Below are 15,957 nucleotides of genomic sequence, written 5' to 3' on the forward strand. Positions count from 1 at the left end.
CTGCGTATTAGTTTTAATTAATATCATCATAATCACATTGAGTACAATAAAGAAAACGAGGGGGCCATCACTGCCCCGCCCTTAATTTACTCGCCAGCCCGCGACAATAATCAGCATCCCAGTCAGAGCGACCCCCGCACCGACCCAATCGAACAGTGAAAGTTTCACGCCATCCACTACCCGTAACCAAATTAGCGCTGTCGCGACATAAACCCCACCGTATGCCGCATAAACACGCCCACTGGCTGCGGGATGCAGTGTCAATAACCAGACAAACATTGCCAGACTGGCCGCCGCGGGCAGTAATAACCAGAGAGGGCCTCCTTTACGTAACCACAAATAGGGCAAGAAACAGCCAATTATCTCAGCCAGTGCGGTAACAAAAAACAGTAACGACGTCTTTAACATGTTCAGATCTCTTGATATTGCCAGCAATGCAAATGTTTAAAATTAACATTAGGTTACTCTACATATTCCCGACAAACCTGTCGCTGACTGGTTTATATACCGAAAGCAATGATATAATTTTTTATCCGCTGATAGCGTGCCAGTAAACCACATGATGATTTAACATCACCGACTAATAAAGGACTTAAGACGATGAAAATAACTAGCCTGCCACGCCTGACTCGTGCGTTTCTACCGCTAGCTTTGGTTATGCTTGCCTGGCAAACACCGGCCCTGGCACAGGCGACCAATTGCACCCAAGGCAGCACTTGTGTTTCTGTTGGTGGTAGTAATGATTCGATGTCCAAAGAACAGGCTCGCCAAAGCCAACAGCAATGGGATGATACTCATCGCCTGCGCAATAAAGTTAACACCCGGGTTGAAAAGAACTTTGATAAGTTTGATCGGGCTGAAGATGCGAAAGACAACTGCGACCGCAGTGAAAATTTGAACGCCTATTGGGAGCCTAACACGCAGCGCTGCCTGGATCGGCTATCAGGTCGCCAGATTAATCCGTAATGGGTGGCTATGGCTTGAGGTTATGAGAATCTGGACTATCCTTTAGGCACGGCTTAAGAATCAATATGTTAGGCAAGCTATTCATCCACATAAGGATTTTATGATGAAAAAAACGCTTATTATCAGTACATTGTTGTTATCGCTGGCCCCTTTGGCTGCTCTGGCATCTTGTGAAAGTGTGAAAGCAGATATCACGCAGAAGATTATCAATAATGGGGTGCCTGAATCCGGCTTTAAACTGGATATCGTTCCTAATGATCAAGCTCAGCAAACTGGCGGTCAGGTGGTTGGACATTGCGAAAATGACAGCCAGAAAATTGTTTATACCCGCATAACCGACAGCGAGTAATTTCGCCGTCACCGGTCTGGGTGTGCCTTTCGGTACACCCTTTTGTTTTATCAATAATTTATTTCTGCATTTCTCAATTTTTACTGGTCATTCATTTGGTAGCAAGTAACAATCGATGACAAGTAACACACTCTCCGTCAACTTACCTATCAATCACCAAAGTATGGGGTTTACCTCACTATGTCAGTCAGTAGCGTTGCATGAAACGGCCTGCCCACCTGTATTACTATCGCGCCATGCTGCGTCGACTACTGATTTCGATCATGCTGGGTATGATGGCAGCCTTGATTGTTTGGTTATTCCATCAAGCAATGTTGGGCTTGGAGTGGCTGTTATTTGCCCGAACTGATGGCAGTCTGGTAGCCGCTGCCTCTTCTATTACTGGCTGGCGACGCGCATTAACCCCCGCATTAGGTGGTTTGGCCGCCGGTGCTCTTTTATGGGGATACCAGCGTTACCAAAAACAAAAGCCCAGTGCGCCAACTGATTACATGGAGGCCATCGAGATTGGTGATGGCCGGTTAGATGTTTCCGCCAGTCTGGTTAAGTCCCTCGCTTCATTACTCGTGGTCTCCAGCGGCAGTGCGATTGGTCGCGAAGGGGCAATGGTGCTGTTGGCCGCTTTGTTTGCGTCCGTTTTTGCTCAGCGCTATGCCAAACCTAACGAATGGAAGCTTTGGGTTGCCTGTGGTGCCGCCGCCGGGATGGCCAGCGCCTATCATGCGCCGCTGGCGGGCAGTCTATTTATTGCAGAAATTCTGTTTGGTACGTTGATGCTGGCCTCACTTGGGCCAGTAGTGATCGCAGCCGTCAGTGCATTGCTCACTACCAACCTGCTGCACGGTGGCCAGGAACCCCTTTATCAAGTGCAAGCGCTACCATCACCGTGGCCAATACAATATTTACTGATGGCACTATTAGGCTTGCTGGCTGGCTTCTGTGGCCCCTTGTTTTTAAAAGGTATGGCCGCCAGTGGAGATGCTTTCCGCTCGCTGAATCTTTCTCCCCCATTACAGCTTGCGCTGGGGGGGATAATTGTCGGGCTATTATCGCTGATTTTCCCTGAGGTCTGGGGCAATGGCTACAGTGTGGTGCAGTCACTGTTGACAGCTCCGCCAGGGGTTTTATTGATTGCCGGTATATTGATATGCAAATTGTTGGCCGTATTAGCCAGTAGCGGTTCAGGTGCTCCGGGCGGGGTATTCACCCCGACCCTGTTTGTTGGGGCCGCGTTGGGCATGTTGTGTGGGCAGATGTTTGCCTGGTGGCCAGCTCTTGGTGACAATATTGCGTTGTTGATGGCACTAACCGGTATGGCGACGCTATTGGCTGCGACCACTCATGCCCCTATCATGGCGGCATTAATGGTTTGCGAAATGACGGGCGAATACACCCTACTCCCAGGATTACTATTATCCTGTGTTATTTCAACAACAATAGCCCGATGGTTGCGTCCGATTTCGGTATATCATTCACGCTAAAATAGGCAACTAATGCAATAGCGGATAGCCACTATTAATTTAATCAGTCCAAAGGGATAAATAGATGATCAGCCGATCGCCGTCAAATCTAAATATTTCGCCAGCGGCTTCTCTTCTGGATGAGGAAGATAAGGTAATTGCCCTAATTGTGGCGCAGGTAACCGTTCGCGCAGCATAGCAATTGTTTCGGCGTAATGAGCTAATCCGGGATTAATTCGATTTGCGACCCATCCCAATAAGGGTAATCCATCGTTGATAATGGCTTGTGCTGTTAATAATGCATGATTGATGCAACCTAATTTAATTCCGACGACTAAAATAACCGGCAATTGTTCCTGTATCACCCAATCAGAATAGAAACGCTGGTCATTCATCATAACTTTCCAGCCACCACAACCTTCGACCACAACCGTATCGGCTTTGGCGGATAAACGTTGTAATCCTTCGGTCATTGCACCGTAATTAATCAGCGTATCCGTGCAGGCATGGATAACATCCCCTTGCAGCGGGAATGGATTAACTTCCTGATAATCCAGCTTTATAGAGGATGAAGCCTGCAAAATAAGTGCATCCTGATTACGCAACCCTTCAGGTGTCTCTTTACTTTCTGTCGCTACCGGCTTATAGCCTACCGCTGTTCTGCCATTTTGGCTTAAGGCCTGAAGTAAGGCCCGTGACACCACGGTTTTACCGACAGCAGTGTCGGTACCCGTCACAAATACACGCGTTAACATAACAATACTCCGCAATCTGGCCACTTAGACTCAAGTCTTTCCGCCTAACATTAGCGAAATTGGCAACATGGATAAAAGTCTAGGCGATGCCGACAACAGACAGCTTGCGTTAGCGCAAGGTTTTGCCGAACTGAGAGAGGTTTTTAACGGATAACGCCAAATAATAGGAGGAATACATCGTACATACCCACTAATAATTAACCCATAATTATTAGTGTTAATACCTTACCCTTGCAGCAACTTCACCAATAATGAACCGTTATATAACGCTTCTTTTACTAATGCAGCTCCTGGCATTGTGCCCTGATTAAAAAATGCTGTTGGTTCAACCAGAATATTCTCACTGTAAGCAGGTAGTGCTTGTTGACGAATACATGACGCAATTGCCGGATGTAGAATAGATGCGGCTTTATTTAATGGGGAACCGACCAGAATTTTTTCCGGGTTAAATAAATTGACCATAATGGCAATAATTCGGCCAACACTGTGGCCAACGCCCAGAATAATATCTTTAGCTAACTGATCGCCCGCCAGCGCCGCATCACATAAAGATTCAACATTCAGTGGAGAACTGTGTAATAGCGAACTCATTGAACCATTTAATCGTTGCTGGGCAATTTCCAGCATATTCTCGATACTGGCAACTGTCTCAAGGCAGCCATGATTACCGCAATAACAGCGCTTGCCGTAGGGATCCACCTGAGTATGACCAATCTCCACTACGCTACGACTACCTGCGTGCAATACCCTTCCGGCAGTGATAACACCAGCACCGACGTTATGATCAATCACCACCTGGATGACATTCTGACAGCCACGTGAAGCACCATACAGTGCTTCGGCCATCGTCCAGGCGCAAATATCGTGTTGTAGATAGACAGGTAATCCCGTGCGCTGTTCCAGTGCTGGGCCAAGCAGCATCTCATCAACATCATAAAACGGCATTTTATGCACAATACCCGCCGGGGCATCAATGATGCCAGGCATAGTAATCGCAATCGCAGTTAACCGCTCAAGCTTGTCTTGATGCCGAATAAAGAATTGATCAACTTCATTGAGAATACGATTAAGTAGTGGTTCAGGATGACTATCCGGTAACGGAATTTGATCCTCAACTACCAGTTTACTGCTGAGGTCACGCAAGGCGAGAGTAATAGAGCCGCGACTGATACGCCCAGAGACATAATGCCAAGCTTCGGTATCAAGAACTAAACCAATAGCAGGGCGTCCACGGCTGCCAATATCTTGATATTCGGTCTCTTTTACCAGATGAGCCTCAACCAGTTCCCGCACAATCTTCGTGATACTGGCCGGGGCCAGTTGCGCCCGTTTAGACAGTTCAATACGGGATATTGGGCCGAACAAATCAATCAGCCGATAAACGGCTCCTGCATTGGTCTGCTTGATTTGATCAATGTGCCCAGGCTGTCCATCCGTTATCACTGAACCGGCTCCTTCTCTGCCAACCGAGTATTTTTCGCGCTTCTAAATAAAGATTATCGGCTATGTTGGGGCTTTTAGTATATGGCGTCAACTATTTGATTAGTTATGTGATTTACTGCACATAATCACCGGTTTTCTAAGGGTTACTGCTGGTTATTTATACCGAGTCAGTTGGCGGGCGTCGCTTGAGTATCCTTAACCATCAAGCGAATCAACGCTTCTGCTGGGGCGGTTACTGGCCGATGTTTATGATTAACCAACCACACTTCGGTGGTGGCATCAGGTTCAGCCAAAGGTAAATATTTCACCCCATCCACTTTTACTCGGGTAAATGAGGCAGGCAGTATCGACACGCCCAAACCAGAGGACACCAAACCGACGATGGTCATCGCCTCTCCTACTTCTTGCGTAATATAAGGCGTGATACCCGCGCGGGTTAATAGTGCGAGGATTTCATCATACAGGGCGGTACCCACTTCACGCGAAAAGAAAACAAAGGGTTGTTCTGCCAGTGAGCTAAATTTAACACTCCCCGCAGGTAAGGCCGCTAAGGGGCTTTTTTCGTGGACAACGGCAACCAAAGGTTCACGTAACAACAGACGATATTGCAGTGCCTCCGGCAATCGTGTATTGCGCATTACGCCAAGATCAAGCCGCCCATCCAGTAAAGGTTCAATTTGCTGTCTACTGTTAACTTCCCGCATTTTGATATGCACTTGAGGATGCAGTTGCCGGAATGCCTGTAAATTTTTAGATACCGTGCTAATAAAAGGTGCCGATGAAGTAAAACCGATAGTCAGTTCGCCGGATTCTCCGCGATGTAAACGCCCCGCTTTTTCCGCTGCCGAATGCACTTGGGCTAAAATTTGGTAAGACTCCTTTAAAAACAAGGTGCCGGCTTGGGTCAGGCTGACATTACGGTTGTTACGCGCCAAGAGTCGGGCACCAATTTGCTCTTCCAAACTCTGAATTTGCTGGCTGAGTGGTGGCTGAGAAATGCGCAAGCGCTCTGCCGCCCTACCAAAGTGCAATTCTTCTGCTACGGCAATGAAATAACGTAAATGTCTGAGTTCAATACTCATTGCGTCTCATTGATATGTTTAAAGTCTCATTTCTAATAATTAATATATTAGACAAAAAACTCAGCTATTTCTATGCTCTTCTCATTAAGTGGCTAAATCGAAACAGACAGTCTTTAATTGGGTTATTGATAAGGAAATACCGTGACCACCTCTTTGCGCACTACGACCACCGTAGCGCCGACATCCGCAGCACATGATGATGCAACTTCGTTAGTTCCGCTTCCCGAGGTTACACGTTTAACTAAACGGCCATATATTCAACGTGGTACACCAGAATTTATCCGTGTGACACTGGCTTTCTTTTCAGCAGGATTAGCTACATTCGCCCTGCTCTATTGTGTACAACCCATCCTGCCACTGTTATCTCAAGACTTTAATATCTCACCTGCGGGCAGCAGCTTATCGCTTTCAGCTGCCACCGGCATGTTAGCGTTTGGCCTGATGTTTACCGGCCCACTTTCCGATGCCATTGGACGTAAGTCGGTCATGGTCGTTGCGCTAATGCTGGCGGCTATCTGTACTTTAATTTGTGCCTTTATGACCAGCTGGCAAGGGATTTTGTTGATGCGGGCATTGATTGGTCTGTCCTTAAGCGGCGTTGCTGCTGTGGCCATGACCTACCTCAGTGAGGAGATTCATCCAAGTTTTGTCGCACTCTCCATGGGCTTGTATATCAGCGGCAACTCCATCGGAGGGATGAGTGGCCGCCTGGTGACCGGGGTGTTGAGTGACTTCTTTTCCTGGCGTATTGCACTGGCGGTTATTGGGTTGTTTGCTTTAGCTGCCGCTTGCATGTTTTGGCGAATTCTCCCGCCGTCTAAACATTTCCGCCCAACGTCGTTACGCCCTAGAACATTGGTTATCAATTTCAAGCTGCACTGGCGTGACCCAGGCTTACCACTGCTGTTTGCCGAAGGTTTTTTAATCATGGGCAGCTTTGTCACCTTATTTAATTACATTGGATACCGCTTATTGGCTCAGCCTTATTATATGAGTCAAGCCGTGGTGGGATTATTATCGATAGTGTATCTGACGGGTTCTTATAGTTCACCGAAAGCAGGTTCGCTCACCAGCCGATATGGTCGTGGGCCGGTATTATTAGCCGCAATAGGTATGATGCTGGCCGGTGTTATTATTACCAGTTTCCCCCCTGTGATTACGATTCTTTTCGGCATGATGATATTTACAGCCGGTTTCTTTGCTGCTCACTCGGTTGCCAGTAGTTGGATTGGGCGCCGCGCTCGTCGCGCTAAAGCTCAAGCCTCATCACTCTACCTATTTTGCTATTATGCCGGTTCTAGCGTAGCGGGAACATTGGGGGGCATCTTCTGGCTTAATTTAGGCTGGACTGGGGTGGTGGGGTTTATTGCGACGCTGCTACTGCTAGCACTGTATGTCGGGCAGCGATTACGTAAATTGCCAGAAGCCGCACGAATTTAATCTTTAATTATCGAGATAAGATCTATTGGACGCCAAACTATAATTTGACGTCCTGTCGCCTATGTATCTATTATTAATATGAAACTTAATACAGGATTACTGCTAGTTAGCGTGTAAATTAAGTATCTAACGTATTTAGGGATTTTACGAAAAATATTTCCTTAATTTATTTTTTCAGGAGAACATATGGCAAGTCACTTTCTTACGCTTTGGGACATACTGGTAACAACGTTTTCAATTTTCTTCTTTATTGCTTACTTACTGATTCTATTTCAAGTCATTTCTGACCTCTTCCGTGATCATGAGTTAGGCGGTTTTTATAAAGCAATCTGGATTGTATTTCTGCTTTTCATCCCGCTCCTCACGTCTCTTTTGTATCTCATTACCCGAGGGAAAGGCATGGCGCAGCGTTATCGCGCTACGGTACAGAAATCGGTATCTGATACCAATGATTATATCCGCCAGGTTGCGGGGAAATCACCAGCAGAACAGATTTCTGATGCCAAGAAATTATTGGATGAAGGCACGATAACTGAAAGCGAATACCAGCAATTGAAAGCTAAAGCATTGGCTTAATATTTGAGCTACCTGCACCCAACAAGGCTATCTGTCACTTTGAACGACATTTAGCCTTGTTTATTGCGTGTAACACGGCATCAATTTCCTCGATATGCGGCATTGTTTAAATTTGTTCCCTTCCCCTATTTGATATAACTTACTGTAAACTGCCTGATGAAAATTCTTAACAATTGCCTATCTGCGCCATGTGTTTAGAGGCAAATTTTTCTTCCCACTTGCGAGATTCAGGAATGAAACATTCACCGTTGCGGCGTTCGCTATTATTAGCCGGTCTCACCGTGCCATTGCTCAATTTTACACTACCATCCTGGGCGGCTGGGGCGAAAATGTCATTAGATAATCAACTCGCTGAACTTGAAAAATCGTCAAATGGCCGTTTAGGGCTGGCGTTAATCAATACCGACAAAGGCACCAAAGTTCACTATCGTGGCGGCCAGCGCTTTCCATTCTGTAGTACCTTCAAATTAATGTTGGCCGCCGCAGTGTTGGGTCATAGCCAATCTCAGCCAAATATACTCAGTAAACACATTATTTATCGTGAAAGTGACTTACTCGATTATGCACCGATTACGCGCAAACATTTAGCACAAGGTATGACAGTTGCAGACCTGTGTGCAGCGACCATTCAGTATAGTGATAACACCGCAGCCAATTTGTTAATCAAGCAGTTAGGTGGACTCGAGGCGGTTAACCAGTTTGCCCGTAGTATTGGTGATCAGACATTCAGACTGGATCGTTGGGAACCTGAGTTAAATACTGCCTTGCCAAATGATCCTCGAGATACCACAACACCTGCGGCTATGGCAGCCAGTGTAAACAAACTGGTATTAGGTGATGCGCTTGCAACCCCACAGCGGGAACAACTTACACAATGGCTTAAGGGCAATACTACCGGTGGGGCCAGTATTCGTGCGGGCGTCCCTACCGATTGGATTGTCGGGGACAAAACCGGAAGTGGTGATTATGGTACGACAAATGACGTCGCGGTGTTATGGCCTGCGAAAGGTGCGCCACTGGTATTAGTGGTTTACTTTACGCAGCTTAAGAAAGATGCCGAATCACGGCGGGATGTATTAGCATCGGCCACTAAAATTGTCTTGGCGCACCTAACCTGATTATCGGTGTGGGGTATTATATTAATGCCCCACTCTCTAGCTAAGATCTGATATTGGTTTTTTAAAAAACACCACGCGTTCCGTTTCTTGGAAACCTAAAGACTGATGCATTTTCTGTGAAGCAATATTATCAATAGCAGTATCGGACGCTAATTCGCAGCAACCGTTTACTCGGCCCCAAGTTTGTACAGCAGTAACTAATTGTGCAGCAATTCCCTTTCTTCTATATGTCTCAGTAACGAATATTCCTTCAAGAAAAACTACCGGTGTATTATCGCAGCCATTAACATAATCATGCCGCAGTGAAGCATCGGCAAATCCGACTATATGCCCGGAATCAGCGATAGCAACAAATGAAATTAGCTTATCGGAACAAAAAATTATGTTTTCACCATCGCGATGGTGCGCGTCACTACCATGATTGGGCCAGAGCTGGGTACGCAGTTTTATCCACCCGGATAGTGTGGTCTGATCTATCTTTTTAATTAACATGATCATCTGCTTTAAAGTGGCGTAAAATTGACACTCAAGATAATAGGTATTAACCCAGCAGTAAATCCACCCCGAAAAATCGCGCTATTGAATCTTTTACCATTACGTATAGATACCCCCTTTATTAATGTTAACAACAGACTTTCATGGTGCTGTTTTTACTGATATAACATAATGTATGTTGTAACTAAAACTGGCTTAATTGGAAAAGATAATGCCCAAGTATGATTTGATTGAACGAATGAATGGCAGTTTTGCTGCACTGGAAATTGCATTAGATTATCTCCACCAGCAACTTAATGCGCTTCCCCTACTCGCAGCCCGTGTATTTTCGCTGCCTGAAATTGAAAAAGGTACCGAACATCAACCTATTGAGAAAATCAGCGTTACCGCAAAAGTCGGTAATGAAGCAAAAGAACTGGGGTTACAACATTACCAGCGGTTGTTTATTCATCATCAGGGGCAAAATGCGAGCAGTAAAGCTGCCCTGCGCTTACCCGGGGTACTGTGTTTCACCGTGAGTGATAAGCAACTGGGGGAATGTGAAAATACTATTGCTCAGATTAATCAGTTGAAAAGTGAGTTGGAACATATCATTACCGTCGAATCTGGCTTACCAAGTGAGCAACGTTTCGAATTTGTACATACCCATTTGCATGGTCTGATTACCTTAAATACTTACCGCACCATTACTCCACTTATCAATCCTAGTTCTGTGCGTTTCGGCTGGGCCAACAAACATATAATTAAGAATGTCACCCGTGAAGAGATCTTGGTTCAACTGAATAAAAGCCTTAATGCCGGGCGCGCGGTGCCGCCTTTTAGCCGCGAACAGTGGATGGCATTAATTAGCTTGGAAATTAATGATGTAAAACGGTTACCTGAAAATACCCGTCTGAAGATTAAGCGGCCAGTAAAAGTGCAGCCTATCGCGCGAGTTTGGTATCAGGAACAACAAAAGCAAGTGCAACACCCCTGCCCTATGCCGTTAATTGCTTTTTGCCAGGCACAATCAGCGGCGGAATTGCCTAAGTTAGGTGAGTTAATAGACTACGATATCAACCAAATTAAGCATAAATATAAGCCGGATGCCAAACCTCTGCGGTTACTGGTGCCAAGGTTGCATCTGTATATCGACGTTGAATAAATAATGCGTTGCCAAGAACAATTCCGGTACTATCTATCGTTCCTTTAGGTACTTAGCCACTCTTTTTATCCGTAAAAAACGCCAGTCATAAGGACCGGCGTTAATTGTTTGCTTGGCCGGTGGTTACTTCATACTACCAACCATATCCTCCGGTTTTACCCATTCATCAAACTGTTCCCCGGTCAGATAGCCTAATTTCAAGGCGGCAGCTTTGAGTGTAAGCCCTTCTTTATGGGCCTTTTTCGCAATCTCGGCAGCTTGGTCATAACCAATATGGGTATTCAACGCGGTAACTAACATCAAAGACTCATTCAGTAACTGCGTTATACGGTCACGATTTGGCTCAATACCCACCGCGCAATGTTCATTAAAACCGCGCATACCATCGGCCAGCAAACGAATTGATTGCAGGAAGTTATGAATCACCAACGGGCGGAAGACGTTCAATTCAAAATTACCGGATGCTCCACCAATATTGATGGCCACGTCGTTACCCATAACCTGTGCGCATAACATCGTCATGGCTTCACACTGTGTCGGATTCACTTTGCCAGGCATGATTGAACTGCCCGGTTCATTCTCAGGAATCGCGATTTCACCAATGCCGCAGCGAGGGCCGGAGGACAACCAGCGCACATCGTTGGCAATTTTCATCAATGAAGCCGCAAGTCCTTTTAAAGCCCCATGACCATGAACTAATGCATCACAAGCCGCTAATGACTCAAACTTATTAGGCGCAGTGATAAATGGTTGATGGGTAAGCGCCGCAATCTCTTTGGCTACTCGCACGGCATATTCTGGATGCGTATTCAGCCCGGTTCCTACCGCCGTCCCCCCTAACGCCAACTCACACAGATGAGGAATGGTCGCTTCAATATGCTGCACGCTGTGAGATAGCATCGCCACCCAGCCCGAGATCTCCTGCCCTAAGGTCAATGGTGTAGCATCTTGCAAATGCGTCCTGCCAATCTTCACAATATCGCGAAAGGCGTACGCTTTGTGTGCCAGTGTCTCCTGCAATGTTTTGAGTTCCGGTAACAGATGTTGCCGCAACCCGATAACCGCAGCAACATGCATCGCCGTTGGGAAGACATCATTTGAACTTTGGCTTTTATTCACATCATCATTAGGATGCACTAACCGATTGTTTCCGCGCTCGCCGCCTAACAGCTCACTGGCACGGTTCGCCAAAACCTCATTCATATTCATGTTGGTCTGGGTACCAGACCCGGTTTGCCAGATAGACAGTGGAAACTCACTCGGATGACACTCTTCCAGAACTTCATCTGCGGCACGCATGATGGCCTTTGCCCGTTCGGCTGGTAGTAGCCCTAAATCCATGTTGACCTGCGCCGCTGCCCGTTTGGTCAGTGCCAGAGCATGGATCAGTGCCGTCGGCATTTTTTCTTGCGAGATACGGAAATGTTCCAGTGAACGCTGGGTTTGTGCGCCCCATAATTGATTTGCTGGTACATCGATAGGCCCCATAGAGTCTTTTTCACTGCGGGTGGTCGCCATCACGGTCTCCTTAGCATGTAGAACTGAACGGTTGAGGTATGTCATACCAGTCTCACTGGCGACATGACACTATCATGGCACATTTGCTGTTACCTTTATGCGATTGATTCGCATTTATATCATTTTGTGATCAATATTCTCATAACGAGCCTGCGGCTAAAACACACTGCTAATTAGCGCACTCATCCTTGTGACCACTCAGTTCAACCATCAAATCTCGGATCCAACCATGGCCAGCATGGCTATGACTGCGCTCATGCCAAACTAAGCTGACATCAAATTGCTCCGCAAGCCAGCCAACCTCAACCATCGTGAATCGATCCGATTGCCCCTGCACTTGCCACAATCGTCGTGGAATTAAAGCCACAAGGTCGCTAGTGGCGACTATCTCAGGAACAAAAAGGAATGACGCTGCCGACATAACAACATTACGTTGAAATCCGAATGCCGCCAGAGCATCGTCTATTGGTGTGGTGAAGCTGCCCCCGGAAGGTGAAACAATGACATGCTCTAGTTGGGTAAAATCTTCCATTGTTAACTTGTCTCTAAGCCCCGGGTGGTCCTTCCGCCCGATGAGTACATAAGTTTCATCGAACAAATGGCGTGCTCTTAGACGCGCATGATAGGCACCTTGTGTAATAACCGCTATATCAACTTCGCCACTGGCCAACTGTTGTTCCAACTGGCTCGGATTATAGTGACGAACGGCAATGCGGACCCCCGGTGATCTTTGCCGTAAGGCCAAAACCAGCGGCATGACGACCGCAGCCTGTATGTAGTCAGTACCCGCAATGGTGACCGTCAGTTGAGCCCGCTCGGGATAAAAATCCTTGTGCGATTGCAGCGTGCGGCGCAGTTGGTCCAAAGACGCACGCAGCGGAGTAAGTAGCTCCAGCGCTTTTGCAGTCGGCGTCATCCCCCGTCGCGCAGGAACCAGCAAAGGGTCGTCAAATACCTCTCTCAAGCGATTCAGTTGCGCACTAACTGCGGGCTGGCTGAGATTAAGTCGCGCTGCGGCCTTGGTTACATTCTGTTCAGCAAGCAAAGCTTCCAGGGTGACCAACAGGTTTAGATCTATCCGTGTGGTATCCATTTGGTGGATTCCTTAATATAAAACAATCGATTTCTCTTATCCCTCAGCCGTCATCATAATGCAAGTTCATGTTGTAGGGATTATCAGGAGACAGTTGATGTTATCGAATAGCAAACCACTCATCACAGTTGTGGGAGCATTGAGTAAACAAGGGCGTAGTGTGGTGCGCACGCTACTAGAGAGTCAGCGCTACCGAGTACGCGCGTTAACGCGGCGGGTAGATTCCCCTGAAGCGCAAGAGCTGGCGCTTCAGGGGGCAGAACTCATGGCAGTACCGCTAGAATTGGGCCATAAAGAGACGTTTGTTCAAGCATTTAAAGGGGCATATGGCGCGTTTCTGATGACGCCCGCTATCACGCCGCAGGCGAGCCACGCGGAAACACACGAAACAGCGTTAGGTAAACAAATAGCAGATGCCGCCGTCGAAGCGGGGGTAAAACATATTGTATTCTCTAGTCTGGAAAACGTAGAAAAGATTACCGAAGGGAAAAAGTGGGTGCCACACTTTACTGATAAGAGCCGGGTTGAGAGCTACATTCGTACACTGCCCGTCACCAGTTCATTTATCTACATGGCGTTTTTTTACACTAATCTGCTTGAGTTCTATCAGCCACGAATGGAAGGAGATACTTTAGTCTTTCCTCTCTATCTACCTGAAGATTTTTGCGCACCTTTTGTCGACCCATTGACAGCGACCGGCCCAGCGGTGTTAGCGATTTTTGATGATAAAGACCTGTACGCGGGCCAATCTTTGCCTGTTATCGGGGAGATCATTTCACCCAAAGAGATGGTTGAAACATTTAGCCGTGTGACGGGGAAAAAAGCCCGCTACAGCTCGGCGTTTACACGTGAGGAGCTGTGTCAACACTTCCCCACATTTTCCAGCATTGGGGGATTAGTGGATGAAGTAATCGGTATGGCTGAGTATACGGTAGAGTACGGTTACTTCCGTAAAGAGCGAGATCTGCTTTGGAGCCGACAAGTAAATCCGGCCAGTTTAACCTGGGAACAATTCCTGCGTACCACTGGATGGCAAGGGCAAGCGCTATCTTTTGCCCGGTGATTTTCGCCGTATTTACCTTATCGGTTTTCTCACTTTCCTAAATAAGGGCGTCGATGTTACGCCCTCTTCGCGACATTAAACGGCGGTAGTGCCCGTTTTCGCTCAATTGGCCCCCCACCCTCCGATTACTACTTGCAACCCCCGTAGCGCCATTGTTTACTAAGGGACAATTTTATTGGGCGGCAGGGCCAGGCGCGATTAGTCATATAAAATAGCTGATTTGTGTGTAACCCTTAATTTGGCCCTTAACAAACGGCAGAACGTAAACATGCAAAAGATGAAGAATGCAGTGCAAAACTACGCTTGGGGCAGTACCGACGCCCTCACTCAGCTTTATGGCATAGCAAATCCACAGGGGAAACCAATGGCTGAACTGTGGATGGGCGCGCATCCGAAGAGCAGCTCACAGGTGGCAGATGCTAACGGCCAGTGGCATTCATTGCGTGATGTGATCGAACAAGATCCCGATGCTAATCTGGGCCATGATGTTTTCAACCGTTTTGGTGAGCTACCATTCCTGTTCAAAGTACTTTGTGCGGCACAACCGTTATCGATTCAGGTTCATCCCAGTAAAACCGCCGCCGAAATTGGTTTTGCCAAAGAGAATCAGGCGGGTATCCCACTGGATGCTGCCGAAAGAAATTATAAAGATGCCAACCATAAGCCGGAACTGGTCTATGCGCTAACACCCTTTCAGGCTATGAATGGTTTCCGTACACTGGAAGATATTCAGGCATTACTCCACCCCTTAGCGGCAGCGCATCCCGATATCGCCGCATTCCTGCGCGAACCGGATACTGAACACTTAGCGGCCCTGTTTGCCAGTTTACTGAGTTTGGCTGGCGACCCAAAAACGCTCGCGCTGGGAATTTTGAAAGCAGCCTTAAATAACCAGTTAGGTGAACCTTGGGATACCATCCGCAGTATCTCGCGTTTTTACCCTGATGACAGCGGCTTGTTCTCCCCCTTATTGCTAAATGTCGTGACCCTGCAACCGGGTGAAGCCATGTTCCTGTATGCTGAAACACCGCACGCCTACCTCAACGGCGTGGCACTAGAGGTGATGGCAAACTCCGATAACGTATTACGTGCAGGCCTGACGCCTAAGTTTATCGATATTCCCGAACTGATGGCCAATCTGCAATTTATCCCCAAACCGGCTGATACTCTGCTGACCACGCCAAAACAGCAAGGCAACGAACTGGCCTTCCCTATCCCAGTTGAGGATTTTGCTTTTTCACTGCATACAGTAACGGCCGAGACTCAAGTGTTGGCACAACCTAGCGCGGCAATTGTGTTTTGTATTCAGGGTCAGGCTATATTGAAAAAACAGCAGCAGGAAATCACCCTACAACCAGGCGAATCCTGTTTTATCCCGGCGAATGAATCACCGGTTACAGTGCAAGGAATTGGCTCTATTGCGCGTGTTTACAACGCAGACTGAACGAAGTCACT

At 47.2% G+C, this 15,957-nt stretch carries 16 protein-coding genes; 9 read left to right on the forward strand and 7 right to left on the reverse strand.

The window, feature by feature from the left end:
* Positions 1 to 81: 81 nt before the first annotated feature.
* Positions 82 to 408, reverse strand: coding sequence for a YnfA family protein (locus tag V2A85_RS06560; RefSeq protein ID WP_372559025.1), 327 nt, complete (start codon positions 406 to 408; stop codon positions 82 to 84).
* 192 nt (positions 409 to 600) lie between these two features.
* Here V2A85_RS06560 and V2A85_RS06565 point away from each other — a divergent pair, with 192 nt between their 5' ends.
* The 3 genes from V2A85_RS06565 (at position 601) to clcB (ending at position 2,796) form a co-directional block, all read left to right on the forward strand.
* Positions 601 to 966, forward strand: coding sequence for a DUF1283 family protein (locus tag V2A85_RS06565; RefSeq protein WP_083158844.1), 366 nt, complete (start codon positions 601 to 603; stop codon positions 964 to 966).
* Positions 967 to 1,069: 103 nt separating this feature from the next.
* Positions 1,070 to 1,315, forward strand: a complete 246-nt coding sequence (locus tag V2A85_RS06570) for a DUF1161 domain-containing protein (RefSeq protein ID WP_372559024.1) — start codon at positions 1,070 to 1,072, stop codon at positions 1,313 to 1,315.
* 200 nt (positions 1,316 to 1,515) lie between these two features.
* Positions 1,516 to 2,796, forward strand: a complete 1,281-nt coding sequence (gene clcB, locus V2A85_RS06575) for a voltage-gated ClC-type chloride channel ClcB (RefSeq protein ID WP_420071100.1) — start codon at positions 1,516 to 1,518, stop codon at positions 2,794 to 2,796.
* Between the two features lie 68 nt (positions 2,797 to 2,864).
* Here the strand turns inward: clcB and bioD are convergent, their stop codons facing one another.
* The 3 genes from bioD to V2A85_RS06590 form a co-directional block, all read right to left on the reverse strand.
* Entirely contained in the window at positions 2,865 to 3,530 is a 666-nt protein-coding gene (bioD, locus tag V2A85_RS06580; protein ID WP_372559022.1) for a dethiobiotin synthase, read from the reverse strand.
* A 225-nt stretch (positions 3,531 to 3,755) separates the two neighbouring features.
* Complete coding sequence (gene mlc, locus V2A85_RS06585) at positions 3,756 to 4,973, reverse strand: ROK family transcriptional regulator Mlc (RefSeq protein ID WP_083158848.1); 1,218 nt, start codon at positions 4,971 to 4,973, stop codon at positions 3,756 to 3,758.
* Between the two features lie 167 nt (positions 4,974 to 5,140).
* Complete coding sequence (locus V2A85_RS06590; RefSeq protein WP_420071101.1) at positions 5,141 to 6,055, reverse strand: LysR substrate-binding domain-containing protein; 915 nt, start codon at positions 6,053 to 6,055, stop codon at positions 5,141 to 5,143.
* A 141-nt stretch (positions 6,056 to 6,196) separates the two neighbouring features.
* Here V2A85_RS06590 and V2A85_RS06595 point away from each other — a divergent pair, with 141 nt between their 5' ends.
* From V2A85_RS06595 to bla, 3 genes are all read left to right on the forward strand, one after another.
* Positions 6,197 to 7,495: an MFS transporter gene (locus V2A85_RS06595; RefSeq protein ID WP_372559020.1), complete on the forward strand. Its 1,299-nt coding sequence runs from the start codon at positions 6,197 to 6,199 to the stop codon at positions 7,493 to 7,495.
* A 186-nt stretch (positions 7,496 to 7,681) separates the two neighbouring features.
* Entirely contained in the window at positions 7,682 to 8,071 is a 390-nt protein-coding gene (locus V2A85_RS06600; protein WP_083158851.1) for an SHOCT domain-containing protein, read from the forward strand.
* A 233-nt stretch (positions 8,072 to 8,304) separates the two neighbouring features.
* Positions 8,305 to 9,189 (forward strand): class A beta-lactamase, encoded by an 885-nt coding sequence (bla, locus tag V2A85_RS06605; RefSeq protein WP_420071102.1) that lies wholly within the window; start codon positions 8,305 to 8,307, stop codon positions 9,187 to 9,189.
* 36 nt (positions 9,190 to 9,225) lie between these two features.
* Here bla and aac(6') read toward each other — a convergent pair whose 3' ends face one another.
* Complete coding sequence (gene aac(6'), locus V2A85_RS06610) at positions 9,226 to 9,681, reverse strand: aminoglycoside 6'-N-acetyltransferase (RefSeq protein ID WP_372559018.1); 456 nt, start codon at positions 9,679 to 9,681, stop codon at positions 9,226 to 9,228.
* Positions 9,682 to 9,895: 214 nt separating this feature from the next.
* Between aac(6') and tus the strand changes: the two genes are divergently transcribed.
* On the forward strand, positions 9,896 to 10,828 hold the full coding sequence (gene tus / locus V2A85_RS06615; RefSeq protein ID WP_420071103.1) for a DNA replication terminus site-binding protein: 933 nt from the start codon (positions 9,896 to 9,898) through the stop codon (positions 10,826 to 10,828).
* A 123-nt stretch (positions 10,829 to 10,951) separates the two neighbouring features.
* Here the strand turns inward: tus and fumC are convergent, their stop codons facing one another.
* Together fumC and V2A85_RS06625 are read right to left on the reverse strand one after the other, a co-directional pair.
* Positions 10,952 to 12,346: a class II fumarate hydratase gene (gene fumC / locus V2A85_RS06620; RefSeq protein ID WP_420071104.1), complete on the reverse strand. Its 1,395-nt coding sequence runs from the start codon at positions 12,344 to 12,346 to the stop codon at positions 10,952 to 10,954.
* A gap of 169 nt (positions 12,347 to 12,515) precedes the next feature.
* Positions 12,516 to 13,439: a LysR family transcriptional regulator gene (locus tag V2A85_RS06625; RefSeq protein ID WP_372559015.1), complete on the reverse strand. Its 924-nt coding sequence runs from the start codon at positions 13,437 to 13,439 to the stop codon at positions 12,516 to 12,518.
* 97 nt (positions 13,440 to 13,536) lie between these two features.
* Between V2A85_RS06625 and V2A85_RS06630 the strand changes: the two genes are divergently transcribed.
* On the forward strand, positions 13,537 to 14,502 hold the full coding sequence (locus V2A85_RS06630; protein ID WP_083158858.1) for an NmrA/HSCARG family protein: 966 nt from the start codon (positions 13,537 to 13,539) through the stop codon (positions 14,500 to 14,502).
* A gap of 268 nt (positions 14,503 to 14,770) precedes the next feature.
* Positions 14,771 to 15,946, forward strand: a complete 1,176-nt coding sequence (gene manA, locus V2A85_RS06635; RefSeq protein ID WP_372559013.1) for a mannose-6-phosphate isomerase — start codon at positions 14,771 to 14,773, stop codon at positions 15,944 to 15,946.
* Positions 15,947 to 15,957 lie beyond the last annotated feature (11 nt).

The sequence above is a fragment of the Yersinia sp. 1252 StPb PI genome, from assembly GCF_048593885.1.
GTDB lineage: Bacteria > Pseudomonadota > Gammaproteobacteria > Enterobacterales > Enterobacteriaceae > Yersinia > Yersinia enterocolitica_E.